General features: G+C 61.9%; 14 protein-coding genes. All 14 read right to left on the bottom strand.

Translation table 11 applies throughout. The annotated features are described in order from the left end of the window. Positions 1–422: 422 nt before the first annotated feature. The 14 genes from GQ59_RS09395 to nuoH all read right to left on the bottom strand — a co-directional run bounded on the left by GQ59_RS09395 (position 423) and on the right by nuoH (position 15,376). A complete protein-coding gene (locus tag GQ59_RS09395) occupies positions 423–1,106 on the bottom strand; it encodes an ABC transporter ATP-binding protein (RefSeq protein WP_037080491.1) in 684 nt (227 codons plus the stop codon). A 14-nt stretch (positions 1,107–1,120) separates the two neighbouring features. Next, complete coding sequence (locus tag GQ59_RS09400; protein WP_037080493.1) at positions 1,121–2,428, bottom strand: lipoprotein-releasing ABC transporter permease subunit; 1,308 nt, start codon at positions 2,426–2,428, stop codon at positions 1,121–1,123. A gap of 54 nt (positions 2,429–2,482) precedes the next feature. Then, positions 2,483–3,808 (bottom strand): proline--tRNA ligase, encoded by a 1,326-nt coding sequence (proS, locus tag GQ59_RS09405; RefSeq protein ID WP_037080496.1) that lies wholly within the window; start codon positions 3,806–3,808, stop codon positions 2,483–2,485. Positions 3,809–4,345: 537 nt separating this feature from the next. Continuing rightward, complete coding sequence (locus GQ59_RS09410) at positions 4,346–4,615, bottom strand: DUF1467 family protein (RefSeq protein WP_037080499.1); 270 nt, start codon at positions 4,613–4,615, stop codon at positions 4,346–4,348. A 101-nt stretch (positions 4,616–4,716) separates the two neighbouring features. Beyond that, positions 4,717–5,121: a methylmalonyl-CoA epimerase gene (gene mce / locus GQ59_RS09415; RefSeq protein WP_037080501.1), complete on the bottom strand. Its 405-nt coding sequence runs from the start codon at positions 5,119–5,121 to the stop codon at positions 4,717–4,719. Between the two features lie 153 nt (positions 5,122–5,274). Further along, entirely contained in the window at positions 5,275–6,942 is a 1,668-nt protein-coding gene (locus tag GQ59_RS09420) for a ribonuclease J (protein WP_037080503.1), read from the bottom strand. A 9-nt stretch (positions 6,943–6,951) separates the two neighbouring features. Beyond that, the gene (locus tag GQ59_RS31810) at positions 6,952–7,722 is read right to left on the bottom strand and encodes a biotin--[acetyl-CoA-carboxylase] ligase (protein WP_037080506.1); all 771 of its coding nucleotides are present in this window, start codon (positions 7,720–7,722) and stop codon (positions 6,952–6,954) included. A 2-nt stretch (positions 7,723–7,724) separates the two neighbouring features. Then, a complete protein-coding gene (gene nuoN, locus GQ59_RS09430; protein WP_037080508.1) occupies positions 7,725–9,167 on the bottom strand; it encodes an NADH-quinone oxidoreductase subunit NuoN in 1,443 nt (480 codons plus the stop codon). Positions 9,168–9,185: 18 nt separating this feature from the next. Then, on the bottom strand, positions 9,186–10,697 hold the full coding sequence (locus tag GQ59_RS09435; RefSeq protein WP_037080511.1) for an NADH-quinone oxidoreductase subunit M: 1,512 nt from the start codon (positions 10,695–10,697) through the stop codon (positions 9,186–9,188). Beyond that, the gene (gene nuoL, locus GQ59_RS09440; RefSeq protein ID WP_037080514.1) at positions 10,697–12,697 is read right to left on the bottom strand and encodes an NADH-quinone oxidoreductase subunit L; all 2,001 of its coding nucleotides are present in this window, start codon (positions 12,695–12,697) and stop codon (positions 10,697–10,699) included. The genes GQ59_RS09435 and nuoL overlap by 1 nt, the downstream gene beginning before the upstream one ends. A gap of 7 nt (positions 12,698–12,704) precedes the next feature. Then, complete coding sequence (gene nuoK, locus GQ59_RS09445; RefSeq protein ID WP_007772674.1) at positions 12,705–13,013, bottom strand: NADH-quinone oxidoreductase subunit NuoK; 309 nt, start codon at positions 13,011–13,013, stop codon at positions 12,705–12,707. Between the two features lie 22 nt (positions 13,014–13,035). Beyond that, positions 13,036–13,650 carry an NADH-quinone oxidoreductase subunit J gene (locus GQ59_RS09450; protein ID WP_037080520.1) on the bottom strand — a complete coding sequence of 205 codons (615 nt, stop codon included), beginning with the start codon at positions 13,648–13,650 and terminating at the stop codon, positions 13,036–13,038. Positions 13,651–13,794: 144 nt separating this feature from the next. Then, entirely contained in the window at positions 13,795–14,286 is a 492-nt protein-coding gene (gene nuoI / locus GQ59_RS09455) for an NADH-quinone oxidoreductase subunit NuoI (RefSeq protein WP_037080524.1), read from the bottom strand. A 46-nt stretch (positions 14,287–14,332) separates the two neighbouring features. Then, complete coding sequence (nuoH, locus tag GQ59_RS09460) at positions 14,333–15,376, bottom strand: NADH-quinone oxidoreductase subunit NuoH (protein ID WP_037081100.1); 1,044 nt, start codon at positions 15,374–15,376, stop codon at positions 14,333–14,335. Between the last annotated feature and the right edge of the window lie 4 nt (positions 15,377–15,380).

Below are 15,380 nucleotides of genomic sequence, written 5' to 3' on the forward strand. Positions count from 1 at the left end.
CCCGGCGCGCTCCTTCGGGCATCAGAAGCAAGGGGCTCGGTCCGTATGCCCTTTGCTTCCCCCGTTGTCGCCGGAGGGAGACCATTTTCCGCGAACCCCGGATGGAAGGACTTACGTCGTTTCCTGCCCACCCGGCGCCGGTCCCGCCTCGCCGGCACGCCTGCCGGTGTATCCGTGACGGAACGGGGAGATTGTAGGCACGGGCCGGGAGGGCGGGGATGCGAGGGGAGCTAAGTGTTTGATGAGGCTGACGGGGAGGTGTCGAATATGCCCGGATAGGCCGGCGCTTGGGGCATGGATCCTCGGGTCAAGCCCGCGGATGACGGAGGAAGGGGCGGAGCACACCACCCAGCGGCGTCATCCTCGTCCTCGGGTTAAACCCGAGGATGACCCGAGGATCCAGACACACGGAATTCCGCGTCTCACATCTCGACGACCTTGCCGCCCTCTATCGTCACGCGGCGGTCCATGCGGCTGGCGAGGTCGTGATTGTGGGTGGCGATCAGGGCCGCGAGGCCCGACTGGCGCACCAGGGCTTCCAGCGCGTCGAAGACATAGGATGCGGTCTTGGGGTCGAGATTGCCGGTCGGTTCGTCGGCAAGGAGCACGCGCGGGGCGTTGGCGACGGCACGGGCGATCGCCACGCGCTGCTGCTCGCCGCCGGACAGTTCGGAAGGACGGTGCTCGGCGCGGTGGCCGATGCGCATGTAGTCCAGGAGCTGGCTTGCCCGCTCCTTCGCCTCGGCCTTGGAAAGACCGGCGATCAGCTGCGGCATCATGATGTTCTCAACCGCGGTAAACTCCGGCAGGAGATGGTGGAACTGGTAGACGAAGCCGATCTGGTTACGGCGCATGGCAGTGCGCTCCGCATCGGGAAGCCCGTTGCAGGCATGCCCGGCGAGAAAGACCTCCCCTGCGTCCGGATGTTCGAGCAGGCCGGCCAGATGCAGCAGAGTCGACTTGCCGGTGCCGGACGGGGCGACCAGCGCGACGATCTCGCCGGTCTTCAGGTCGAAATCAGCCCCCTTCAGGATCGAAAGCGTGGTCTCGCCCTGGCCATAGTGACGTTCGACGCCCGAGAGCTGCAAGACGGTTTTGGGTGCCATGAAGGATGTGGGTCCTATTCGTATCGAAGGGCCTGGACAGGATCGAGCCGGGAGGCCCGCCATGCCGGGAAGATGGTGGCGATGAAGGAAAGGACGAGCGCCATCATGACCACCGAGAAGGTCTCGCCAAAGCTCATCTCCGCCGGCAACTGGCTGAGGAAATAGAGCTGCGGATCGAAGAGGATGGTGCCCGAGATCCAGGAGAAGAACTGGCGGATCGATTCGACGTTGAGACAGACGACCACGCCGAGCAGGACGCCTGCGAAGGTCCCGACGAGGCCGATCGCCGCCCCGGTCATGAAGAAGATGCGCATGATCGCACCGGCCCCCGCACCCATGGTGCGCAGGATGGCGATATCGCTCCCCTTGTCCTTCACCAGCATGATCAGGCCGGAGATGATGTTGAGCGCCGCCACCAGCACGATCAGGGTCAGGATCATGAACATGACATTGCGCTCCACCTGAAGCGCTGAGAAGAAGGTCTGGTTGCGCTGCCGCCAGTCGGTGATGAAGATCTGGCGGCCAGCCGCCGCTTCGATCTTCGGGCGCAGATCGTCGACATTGTCCGGATTGTCGATGAACAGCTCGATCGACTGAACCAGGCCTTCGGCGTTGAAATAGAGCTGTGATTCCTCGAGCGGCATATAGATGATCGTCGCGTCGTATTCCGACATGCCGATCTCGAAAATACCGGAGACCGGATAGGATTTGACGCGCGGATTGACGCCCATCGGCGTCACGTCGCCTTCCGGCGAGATCAGGGTGATCTGGTCGCCGGCGGAAAGGCCGAGCTGCGCCGCTAGCCTGGAGCCGACCAGCACGCCCTGCCCCGAGGCAAAACCGACCATATCGCCGGACTTTACGTTGCCGGCGACTTCGGAGATCTTTTCGAGATCCTCTGGACGGACGCCGCGCACCAGCGCGCCGGAACCTGCACCGCCGCGGCCCGATGCCAGCGTCTGGCCCTCGACCAGCGGCAGCGCCATCCGCACAGCCGGGACGGCCGCGAATTTCTGGGTGAGCTCCGCATAATCCGTGAGCGGCCCGTCGATCGGCTGGACGATCATGTGGCCGTTGATGCCGAGAATGCGCGAGATCAGCTCGGTGCGAAAACCGTTCATCACCGCCATGACGATGATCAGCGTCGCGACGCCGAGCATGATGCCGATGAAGGAAAAGCCGGCGATGACCGAGATGAAGGCCTCGCGGCGGCGCGAGCGCAGGTAGCGCCAGGCGACCATCCGCTCGAAGGCCGAGAAAGGACCGGCCGCAGGCGAACCACCCGTCTTTACCGCTTCACCATTCGCCGCGACACTCGCCATGCCATTTCCTCAACCTGCCGAAGGCGGGAAATCCGCCGTGATACGCCGACCGGCTTATCGGCCGGCGAGCCTGTTCATGGCCGCTTCGACGGTCAGCGTTTCGCGCTCGCCGGTCTTGCGGTCCTTGACCTCCACTTCGCCTGACGCGGCGGAGCGGGGTCCGACAATCACCTGGACCGGCACGCCGATCAGGTCGGCGGTCGCGAACTTGGTGCCGGCGCGCTCGTCCGTATCGTCGTAGAGCACGTCCTTGCCGACCGTTGCGAGGCCGCCATAGAGCGTTTCGCAGATGCGGTCGCAGGCCTCGTCGCCGGGCTTCATGTTGATCACCACGACGTCGAACGGCGCGACCGATGCCGGCCAGATGATTCCGTTGTCGTCATGCGATGCTTCGATGATGGCGGGAACAAGGCGTGTCGGGCCGATACCGTAGGAACCCATGTGGACATGGTGTTCCTTGCCGTCCGGTCCCTGCACCTTGGCGCCCATCGGCTCGGAATATTTGGTGCCGAAATAGAAGATGTGGCCGACTTCGATACCGCGGGCGGACAGCCGGTCGGTCTCGGGAATGGCGTTAAACGCTTCCTCGTCGTGCATTTCCGAGGTCGCGGCATAGACGGACGTCCACTTGTCGAAGACCGCCTGCATGGCCCCGACGTCATCGAAATCGGTATCCGTGCTGGGGATGTCGAAATTGACGAAATCCTTGTGGGAAAACACCTCCGACTCGCCGGTCTCGGCAAGGATGATGAATTCGTGGGACAGGTTGCCGCCGATCGGGCCGGTATCGGCGCGCATCGGAATAGCGCGAAGCCCAAGCCTGGAAAAGGTGCGCAGATAGGCGGTGAACATCTTGCGATAGGAATGCTCGGCGCCTTCCTTGGTCAGGTCGAAGGAATAGGCGTCCTTCATCAGGAATTCGCGCGAGCGCATGGTGCCGAAGCGCGGGCGGATCTCGTCACGGAACTTCAGCTGGATGTGATAGAGGTTGAGCGGCAGGTTCTTGTAGGACTTGACGTAGGACCGGAAGATGTCCGTGATCATTTCCTCGTTGGTGGGGCCGTAGAGCATGGGCCGCTCCTGGCGGTCCTTGATGCGCAGCATCTCCTTGCCATAGGCGTCGTAGCGACCGCTTTCCTGCCAGAGTTCGGCGGACTGCAGCGTCGGCATCAGCACCTCGATGGCGCCGGCACGGTTCTGCTCCTCGCGGATGATGTTGTCGACCTTGTCGAGCACGCGCTTGCCGAGCGGCAGCCAGGAATAGATGCCCTGGCTCTGCTGGCGGATCATGCCGGCACGCAGCATCAGCCGGTGGGACACGATTTCCGCTTCCTTGGGGTTTTCCTTCAGGATGGGCATAAAATAGCGGGACAGGCGCATCGCGATTTCCGAGGTTGTCGGGCCTACCCTCAGGACGCGAGGAATCGGCCATTTTCTTCAACGATATTGGGAGGTACATAGCCGTTCCTCAGGCCCAAGGGAACCCGCCCCAGCATGAATCGCACGTTGTTCACGAATCTGCGCCGGCACTCCAGACCTGCCAAAAGCGGGGATTTCGTGGCAAGCGTGCGACATTTTTGTCAACTGAAAAATTTTATCGAAGTGTAGCAAAAATACAAAAAAAGCGGATGACAAAGCACATCCTTTGAGCTAGGTTCAGCTCACAAAAGAGGCAAGGAGTTCAAATTCTTGCCATTTCGCGGTCAAGTCTTGGGAGGATCAGATCTTAGGCGCGCTTGTCGCAGCCCCGGTAACGGTTAAGGATCACGCGACACTATAAACAAGGCTTAACCGCCTTGTTTTTTTTTGCTTTCTCGCCAGTCCGCAGGGTCACGGGTGTGCCTTCGCCGCCGCTCCTATGCCCGCAAATCATGACAGGGGAATGACAGGCACCGATGCCTGCCTTATTCGTGGGCGTCAGTCGAAAGTCGGCACGATGACGGGAATATCGGCAATGCCGACGCCGAAATAGGCGGATGCAACGTAATAGCCCACGTAGATCAGCGACGAGATCACCGTCGTCAGCAGGATGACACGGCCGCCGCGAAACCGGGACGGGGCGCTTTCCACAGTCCCGTTGGTCACCTCGCCGTCTTCCTGCTGGCTGCGATAGCCGAGCGGAAGGACGATGAAGAGCACGGTCCACCAGATGATGAAGTAGATGGCGGCAACCGTCAAAAGCGGCATGGTTTCGACTCGCTTCCGGTTCGAAGAATTGGCGCCTTATAGGCCTAAAGGCCGCCAAGCTCAAACCTGCATGCCCGGACGTGATGTCACAGTGGCGGGGTTCAGACCTGTTCCAGCTCGACCAGGGTGCCGTTGAAGTCCTTCGGATGCAGGAAAAGCACAGGTTTTCCATGGGCTCCGATCTTCGGATTGCCGTCTCCGAGGACACGGGCACCGACCGCCTTCAGCTTGTCGCGAACGGCGATGATATCGTCCACCTCATAGCAGATATGATGCATGCCGCCGGACGGGTTCTTCTCGAGGAAGGCCGCGATCGGCGAATCGGGCCCGAGCGGCTCGAGCAGTTCCACCTTGGTGTTGGGAAGTTCGACGAAGACCACGGTGACGCCATGCTCCGGCAAGGCCTGGGCCTGGGAGACGCGGGCGCCGAGCGTATCGCGATAGGTCGTGGTCGCGCTGCCAAGATCCGGCACGGCGATGGCGATGTGATTGACGCGTCCGAGCATGTTTGTCCTCCCGAGTATGTGCTATGGAAAACGGAAAAGGCTGCCGAATTGCCCGGCAATACCCCCTCTGCCCTGCCGGGCATCTCCCCCTCAAGGGGGGAGATCGCCCCGCGGCCTGTCCCTATTCCAAAGTCCCCGCGACCTCTCCGTCCCTCAGAGACGGGTTACGAACACCGTCACGATCGGTTTCTTGCCCCAGGCCTCGTTGGCGGTGGAGCGGACGGCGCGGCGGATGGCCTCGCGGACCATGTCGAGATCCTTGCGGCGGGCACGCGGGATGCTTTCAACGGCGCCGAGCACGGCGTCGTAAAGCGTATCCTCCATGTCCTCACCCTCGTCGTCGAATTCCGGCAGACCGAAGGCGATGAGATCGGGATCGGTCACGAAGTCATAGCGGGTGTCGAGCAGGACGTTAATGGAAACATGGCCGACGAAGGAGAGCTTGCGGCGGTCGCCGATGCCCATTTCCTCGAAATCGCCGATCAGCTTGCCGTCCTTGAAGATACGCCCATGCGGCGCTTCGCCGATCACCTCGGCCGGGCCGGGCGCAAGACGCAGAATATCGCCGTTGCGGACCCGCGGAATGGTCTTGATGCCGGCGGAGGCTCCGAGTTCGGCCTGGGCCGTCAGGTGAGCCGCTTCGCCGTGGACCGGAACGAGGATCTGCGGGCGGGTCCATTCGTACATCTGCACCAGTTCGCTGCGGCGCGGGTGGCCGGAGACGTGGACGAGCGCGTCGCTGTCGGTGACGATCTTGATACCCTGCTCGATCAGGCCGTTCTTGATCTCGATGATCGCCTTCTCGTTGCCGGGAATGGTACGCGAGGAAAAGACCACCGTATCGCCCGATGTCAGCGCCACATGGCGCATCTCGTCGCGGGCGATCTTGGCGAGTGCCGCGCGCGGCTCGCCCTGGCTGCCGGTCAGGATCACGACGATCTTGTCGCGCGGGATATAGCCGTATTCGTCCTCGGCGATGAAGGGTTTGAGGCCTTCCATGATGCCGATGTCGCGGGCAACGCCGACGACGCGCTTCAGCGAAGAACCGAGCAGCAGCACTTCGCGGCCTGCAGCGTCCGCGGCCTGGGCGATCGAGCGGATGCGGCCGACATTCGACGAGAAGGTGGTGATCGCCACCCTGCCCTCGGCCGCCTCGATGATCTGGCGCAGGCCCTCGGAGACTTCCTCTTCCGATGGCGAAACGCCCTCGCGCATGGAATTGGTGCTGTCGCACATCAGCGCCAGCACGCCCTCGTCGCCGATCTTGCGGAAGCGCGCCTCGTCGGTGAACGGTCCGAGAGACGGCGCATGGTCGATCTTCCAGTCGCCGGTATGGACGACATTGCCGAGCGGGGTGCGGATCACCAGCGACATCGGCTCGGGGATCGAGTGGTTGACGCCGATCGCCTCGATCTCGAACGGGCCGATATTGATGCGGTCGCCGGCCTTGAAGATCGTCACCGGAATTTCGGCGCGCGAACCTTCGTAGTTGCGTTTCGCCTCCAGCATGCCGGCTGTGAACGGCGAGGCGTAGACGGGCACGTTGAGGCCCGGCCACAGGTCGTTCATGGCGCCGTAATGGTCCTCATGCGCATGGGTGATGATCATCGCCTTGAGATGGCTGCGCTGGCTGGCGAGAAAGCGGATATCCGGCAGCACGAGATCGACGCCCGGCAGCTCCGGCCCCGGAAAGGTCACGCCGCAATCGACCATGATCCACTGGCGCTTCTCCGGCGTCCCATAGCCGTAGAGGGCGAGGTTCATGCCGATCTCGCCCACGCCGCCAAGCGGCAGAAACACCAGTTCTTCTTGGTTTGCCATTTTCTTTGTCTATTCCATTCCTTGAAAAAATACATCACCGGCGGCGATCGACATCAACGCGCCCAATCCGGTGTCGAGCAGCAGGAATCCCTTGTCATCGATACCTGCGAATGTGCCAACAAGCGAGCGATCCGGCAGGTTCACGGTGATTTTTTCACCGATACCGCAAGCAACTTCGCGCCAGCGCCGGCTGATTTCGGGCGTGCCCCGGCCCTCATCCCAGGATTCCAGAACAACTGCCATCTCCCTGAAAAGATGCGCGAAAAGCTCTTCCGACGAGATGTTGGCGCCGTGGTCGGCAAGCCGGGTCACCGCGTAAGTCGCACTGTCGGGCATATGGCGGATATTGATGCCGATGCCGATGACGAGCGCGCGGCGGCCATCCGGCAATCCCTCGCCTTCCAGCAGAATACCACAGGTCTTCTTGCGGCCGATCAGGATATCGTTCGGCCATTTGACATCGAGCGGCTCGCCGCCCGGCGGCAGAACGGACCTGATCGCGGCATGAACCGCGACTGCCACGGCGAGCGGCAAAGAGCCGATCCTTTCCGGCGGCGCAGGATCGATCAGCAGCAGCGATGCGTAGAGATTGCCGGGTTCCGACGTCCAGGCCCGGCCCCGCCGACCACGGCCGGCGAGCTGGCGCGTCGCGGTCAGCCACAACAAACCGGAATCGCCCGTGCGAGCGCGGGCGAGACATTCGCTATTGGTGGATCCGACTTCGTCGAGCGCCTCGTGGCGGAACGCATCGAGCGAGAAACGGCCCCTTGCTCCCGGCATTCTCAGAAGAAGGACTTCGCGGCGGCACTTGCCGCCGTGCCGATCGGCCCGCCGATCAGCACATAGGCCGTGACGAACAGACCGGAGAGGCCGAACACCAGGCGCAGTTCGCCGGAGATGCGGGCAAACTCGCCCTTGGCTTCGTCGAACCACATCAGCTTGACGATGCGTAGGTAGTAGTAGGCGCCGACGACCGACGAAAGCACGCCGATGACGGCCAGCGCATAGAGCTTGGCTTCGATCGCCGCGACGAACACGAAATACTTGGCGAAGAAGCCAGCGAGCGGCGGGATGCCGGCCATCGAGAACATCAACGCAGTCAGCACCACCGCCATGAAGGGCTTGGTGGACGACAGGCCGGCGAGATCGTCGACATTCTCGACGTTTTCACCGTCCTTGCGGCGCATCGCCATGATGCAGGCAAAGGTGCCGAGCGTCATGACCATGTAGATGGTCATGTAGAGGACGACGCCGGAGACCCCCGTCTCGGAGCCGGCGGCAAGGCCGACAAGCGCGTAGCCCATGTGGCCGATCGAGGAATAGGCCATCAGTCGCTTGATGTTGCGCTGGCCGATCGCGGCGAACGAGCCGAGCAGCATGGACGCGATCGACACGAAAACGATGATCTGGCGCCAGTCGGCAACGATCGGCAGGAAGGCGTCGGAGACGATGCGCACGAGGATTGCCATGGCGGCCACCTTCGGGCCAGCTGCGAAGAAGGCGGTGACCGGGGTCGGTGCGCCTTCATAAACGTCCGGCGTCCACATGTGGAACGGCACGGCGGAGATCTTGAAGCAGGCGCCGGCAAGCACGAAGACCATGCCGAAGATCAAGCCGAGGCCGCGGGTCTCGGCCGAAAGAACCTTGGCGATGCCTTCGAAGCCGGTATTGCCGGTGAAGCCGTAGACCAGCGACATGCCGTACAGCATCATGCCGGAGGAGAGCGCACCGAGGACGAAGTATTTCAGGCCGGCTTCGGTCGAGCGCAGGCTGTCCCGGTTGAAGGCGGCGATGACGTAGAGCGCCAGCGACATCAGTTCCAGCGCGAGATAGAAGGCGATCAGGTCGTTCGCCGAGATCAAGAGCAGCATGCCGAGCGTCGAGAGAACCAGCAGGACCGGGAACTCGAAGCGGTTGAGCTGATCCGACTTCGCATGGCCGACCGACATGACCATGGCGGTGATCGAGCCGACCAGCGCGAGCACCTTCATGAAACGGCCGAAGGCGTCGAGCTTGAAGGCGCCGCCATAGGCCACGCCCTCGCCGGGCATGAAGATCAGCCAGAGGCCGGCGACCGCCAGCAGTGCGACCGCAAGCCCCGTCACCGTCGGCGCGGACTTGTCGCCGGAGAAGACGCCGATCATCAGAAGAGCGAGCGCGCCCACGGCCAGGATGATCTCCGGCATCGAGAGCTGCAGGCTTAGGGAGAGAATTTCAGCGGTCATGTCCAGTCGTGTCCCGTCTCAGTGCACGTTGAGTGCAAGGTCTTTCGCCGCTGCCAGGGCTGCGGAATAATTGTTCACCAGCAGATCTACCGATGCTGCCGTCGCATCGAAGATCGGTGCCGGATAGAAGCCGTAGAAGATGGTGAGCGCGATCAGCGGATAGAGGATGAGCTTTTCGCGGCCGGAAAGGTCGAGCAGGCCCTTGAGGCTTTCCTTCTCGAGTGCCCCGAAAATCACCCGGCGATAGAGCCAGAGCGCGTAGGAGGCCGAGAGGATGACGCCGGTCGCGGCAAACAGGGCGACCCAGGTGTTGACCCGGAAGACGCCGATGATCGTCAGGAATTCGCCGACGAAGCCGGAGGTGCCCGGCAGGCCGACATTGGCCATGGTGAAGATCATGAAGGCGACGGCGTATTTCGGCATGTTGTTGACGAGACCGCCATAAGCCGAAATCTCACGGGTGTGGAGACGGTCATAGACAACGCCGACGCAGAGGAAGAGCGCGCCCGAGACGATGCCGTGCGACAGCATCTGGAAGATCGCGCCCTGCACGCCCTGCACGTTCGCCGCAAAGATGCCCATGGTGACGTAGCCCATGTGGGCGACCGACGAATAGGCGATCAGCTTCTTGATGTCGTCCTGCATCATCGCCACCAGCGAGGTGTAGATGATGGCGATGACCGACAGCGCGAAGACCAGCGGCGCGAAATGTTCGGACGCGATCGGGAACATGGCGAGCGAGAAACGTATCATCCCGTAGCCGCCAAGCTTCAGCATGACGCCGGCAAGGATGACCGAGCCTGCGGTCGGGGCCTGGACGTGCGCGTCCGGAAGCCAGGTATGAACCGGCCACATCGGCATCTTGACCGCGAAGGCCGCAAAGCAGGCGAGCCAGAGCCAGGTCTGCATGCCGGCCGGGAAGCCATATTTCAAGAGCGCGGTAATGTCTGTGGTGCCGGCCTGCCAGTACATGGCCATGATGGCGAGCATCATCAGCACGGAACCGAGCAGCGTATAGAGGAAGAACTTGTAGGAGGCGTAGACGCGGTCCTTGCCGCCCCACACACCGATGATGACGAACATCGGGATGAGGGTCGCTTCGAAGAAGACGTAGAAGAGGACGACGTCGAGCGAAACGAAGACCCCGGTCATGACCACTTCCAGAAGCAGGAAGGCGATCATGTATTCCTTGAGGCGCTTTTCGATCGTGTTCCAGCTGGCGAGCACGCAGAAGGGCATCAGGAAGGTCGTCAGGATGACGAACAGCATGGAGATGCCGTCGACGCCGAGGTGGTAGGAAATGCCGGTGCCGAGCCAGTCATGCTTCTCGACCATCTGGAAGCCGGCATTCGAATTGTCGAAGCCGATCCAGATGAACAGCGAAACGATGAAGGTGAAAACCGTCGTGAACAGCGAGACGTTGAGGATGTTGCGGCGCCCGAAGGGGCCGTCCTCCCGTGTCAGAAGCAGCAACAGCACGCCGACCAGCGGCAGAAAGGTGACCGTCGAGAGAATTGGCCAGTCGGTCATTAGATCGAGCTCCCGAGCATCATCCAGGTGACGAGGGCGGCGATGCCGATCAGCATCGCGAACGCGTAGTGATAGAGGTAACCGGACTGCAGCTTGACCACCCGGTTGGTGACGTCGACCACGCGGGCAGCAACGCCGTTCGGGCCGTAGGTATCGATGACGCCGACGTCACCCTTCTTCCACAGGAACCGGCCGAGCGCCTTGGCGGAGCGGACGAAGAGGAAGTCGTAGAGTTCGTCGAAATACCACTTGTTGAGCAGGAACTCGTAGAGGACCTTCTGCGAAGCGGCGAGACGGCGGGGGGTCGACGGCGACTTGATGTAGAAATACCAGGCCGTGACGAAACCGACCGCCATGGCGATGAAGGGGCTCCAGGCGACCAGGACCGGCACGTGATGGAACTCTTCGAGGATCTTGTTTTCCGGAAGCGTGAACAGTGCCCCCTTCCAGAATTCCGCATATTCGTGGCCGAAGAAATAACCTTCGAACAGAACGCCGGCGAGAACCGCACCGGCGGCGAGGATATAGAGCGGCGCCAGCATGACCATCGGCGATTCATGCACATGGTGCATCACGTCGGCGGAGGCGCGCGGCTTGCCGAAGAATGTCAGGAAAGCGAGACGCCAGGAGTAGAAGCTGGTGAACAGCGCGGCGATGACCAGAAGCGTGAAGGCAAAGCCCGCCGCCGCCGAATGGGACGAATAGGCGCTTTCGATGATCACGTCCTTGGAGAAGAAGCCGGCGAAACCGAACATGGTTCCCGGGATGCCGACGCCGGTCAGCGCAAGCGTGCCGATCGTCATCATCCAGAAGGTGACCGGGATGTGTTTGCGAAGACCGCCCATGTAGCGCATGTCCTGCTCGCCATCGACGGCATGGATGACCGAGCCGGCGCCAAGGAACAGCAGCGCCTTGAAGAAGGCGTGGGTGAAGAGGTGGAAGATCGCCGCGCCATAGGCCCCTACCCCGAGCGCCACGAACATGTAGCCGAGCTGCGAGCACGTCGAATAGGCGATGACGCGCTTGATGTCGTTCTGGACGAGGCCGACGGTCGCCGCAAAGAAGGCGGTGATCGCGCCGATGACGGTCACGACCAGCAGGGCGTTGGGCGACAGTTCGAAGATCGGCGACATGCGGGCGACGAGGAAGACGCCGGCGGTGACCATGGTCGCGGCATGGATGAGTGCCGAAACCGGGGTCGGGCCTTCCATGGCGTCCGGAAGCCAGGTGTGCAGCAGGAACTGTGCCGACTTGCCCATCGCGCCCATGAACAGCAGCAGGCAGACGACGGTAACGGCGTTCGCCTTGTCGAGCGACATACCGAAGATGTTGACGACCGCCTGGGAGGCTTCCGGCGAGCCTGCGGCCGGAAGATAGGTGGCGGCAGCTGCGAAGATCGTCTCGAAGCTGATCGAGCCGAACAGCACGAAGACGCCGGCAATGCCGAGCACGAAACCGAAGTCGCCGACGCGGTTGACGATGAAGGCCTTCATCGCCGCGGCCGAGGCCGACGGCTTCTTGTACCAGAAGCCGATGAGCAGATAGGAGGCCAGACCGACGCCTTCCCAGCCGAAGAACATCTGGGCGAGGTTGTCCGACGTGATCAGCATCAGCATCGCGAAGGTGAACAGCGACAGGTAGGCGAAGAAGCGCGGGCGATGCGGATCGTGGTGCATGTAGCCGATCGAATAGACATGCACGAGCGTCGAGACGGTGTTGACGACGACGAACATGACCGCCGTCAGCGTGTCGACGCGGAACGCCCATTCAACGTCGATGCCGCCGGACTGGATCCAGCGCATGACCGGAACCTTGACCACCTCGCCTGCTTCGCCATGGGCGAGCGCGACGTTGAAGAAGACGATCCAGGAGAGCACGGCGGCGATGATCATCAGGCCGCTGGTGACGTATTCGGACGCCTTTGCGCCAATCGAACGGCCGAACAGGCCGGCGACCAGGAAGCCGATCAGGGGTAGGAAGACGATTGCCTTGTAGATCATGACCCGATCAGCCCTTCATCATATTGACGTCTTCGACGGCGATCGAACCGCGGTTGCGGTAGAAGACGACGAGAATTGCAAGACCGATGGCCGCTTCGGCGGCAGCCACGGTCAGAATGAACAATGCGAAGACCTGGCCGACGATGTCGTTCAGGAAGGAGGAGAAGGCCACCATGTTCAGGTTGACCGAGAGCAGGATGAGCTCCACCGACATCAGGATGATGATGACGTTCTTGCGGTTCAGGAAGATCCCGAAGACGCCGAGCGTGAAGAGGATGGCGCTGACCGTGAGGTAGTGGGAAAGTCCGATTTCCATGTCTTTATTCCTTTTTCCCGCCTCAGACGCCCTGGCCCGGCTTGACCTTGACCACTTCGACGGCTGTCGCCGGCGTGCGGGCCACCTGCTTCGAAACATCCTGTCGCTTGATATTGGTGCGGTGACGCAGGGTCAGCACGATCGCGCCGATCATCGCCACCAGAAGCACCAGGCCGGCGATCTGGAAGAAGTAGACGTAGTTCGTATAGAGCACGTCGCCGAGGGCTGCCGTGTTGGTGCGGGTTGCCGGGTTCGGGATCGGCATGGTGATCGCCTTGGCCGCTTCCGGCGTCAGCACGCTGCCACCGATGACGACCACCAGTTCGGCTGCGACGATCAGGCCGACCAGCATGCCGATCGGCGCATATTGCAGCACGCCGGAGCGCAGTTCCGCAAAATCGATGTCGAGCATCATGACGACGAAGAGGAAGAGAACCGCAACCGCACCGATATAGACGACCAGCAGGATCATCGCCAGGAATTCGGCGCCCGTCAGCAGGAAGAGACCGGCGGCGTTGAAGAAGACCAGGATGAGGAACAGCACCGAGTGCACCGGGTTCTTGGCCGAAATGACCATAAACGCCGACGCCACCGCGATGAACGCGAAGAGATAGAAGAAGATTGCCTGCAGACCCATCGTGGTGCCTTTTCGTCCCTCACCGGGATCGGGGCGAATGCCCCTACCCGTCGAAACCCGGCCTTGTGATATGCGCCGGGCATTTCATCCAGATGTCACCGGTGCATTGCCCGCTGAGGGCGGCACCGGACAAATCACCCCGCCTCAGCGGTAGGGCGCATCGATTGCCATGTTGCGAGCGATTTCGCGCTCCCAGCGGTCGCCGTTTTCCAGCAGCCGCGCCTTGTCGAAATACAGTTCTTCGCGCGTCTCGGTCGAGAATTCGAAGTTCGGGCCTTCGACGATCGCATCCACCGGGCAGGCTTCCTGGCAGAAGCCGCAATAGATGCACTTCACCATGTCGATATCGTAACGCACCGTGCGGCGGGTACCGTCATTGCGGCGCGGGCCGGCCTCGATGGTGATCGCCTGGGCAGGACAGATCGCCTCGCAAAGCTTGCAGGCGATGCAGCGTTCCTCACCGTTCGGGTACCGGCGCAGCGCATGTTCGCCGCGGAAACGCGGGGAGACCGGGCCCTTTTCGAACGGGTAGTTGATCGTCGCCTTCTGCTTGAAGAAGTAGCGCATCGACAGGAAAAATGCCCCGACGAACTCCTTCAGGAACAGCGAATTCACGGCTTGGCCGAGACTTGCCATCTTTATTCTCCAATGATGCCGGAAGCGTGGACGGACAGGGTCATGATCATGCCCATCCCATCAGCTTCAGCACGAATGCGGTGATGACGACCATGGCGAGCGACAGCGGCAGGAAGATCTTCCAGCCCAGCCGCATGAGCTGGTCGTAGCGGTAGCGCGGTACGAAGGCCTTCACCATGGCGAACATGAAGAAGACGAGCATCGACTTCAGCATGAACCAGACGATGCCTGGCACCCAGTTGAGGATCCAGATATCGACCGGCGGCAGCCAGCCCCCGAGGAACAGAATGGTCGTCAGCGCGCACATCAGGCAGACGGCCGCGTATTCGCCGAGCATGAACATCATGTATGGCGAGGAGCCGTATTCCACCATGAAGCCGGCAACCAGTTCCGATTCCGCTTCGGGAAGATCGAACGGCGGGCGGTTCGTTTCTGCGAGCGCCGAGATGAAGAACACCACGAACATCGGGAACAGCGCCAGCCAGTGCCAGTCGAGGAACGAGGCCGGCAGGCCCATCATCGTGCCGAGGCCGTCATGCTGGGCATTGACGATGTCGGTCAGGTTCAAGGAGCCGACGCAGAGCAGCACGGTGACGATGACGAAGCCGATCGAGACTTCGTAGGAGACCATCTGCGCCGCCGAGCGGAGCGCGCCGAGGAACGGGTATTTCGAGTTCGAAGCCCAGCCACCCATGATGATGCCGTAGACTTCGAGCGAAGAGATCGCAAAGATATAGAGGATACCGACATTGATGTTGGCGATGACCCATCCGTCTGCAAGCGGCACCACAGCCCAGGTCGAGAGGGCCAGCAGCACGGCAACCAGCGGTGCGAGCAGGAAAACGGCCTTGTTGGCGCCAGCCGGAATGATCGGCTCCTTGAAGACGAACTTCAAAAGGTCGGCGAAGGACTGGAACAGGCCGAAGGGGCCGACGACGTTCGGGCCGCGACGCAACTGCACGGCTGCCCAGATCTTGCGGTCGGCAAGCAGGACGTAGGCGATGAAGACGAGCAGGCAGACCAGCAGCAGCAGCGACTGCGCGACCATGACGATGCCCGGCCAGACGTAGATGGAAAAGAACGAGTCCATGTTC

The organism is Neorhizobium vignae, assembly GCF_000732195.1.
GTDB classification, from domain to species: domain Bacteria; phylum Pseudomonadota; class Alphaproteobacteria; order Rhizobiales; family Rhizobiaceae; genus Neorhizobium; species Neorhizobium vignae.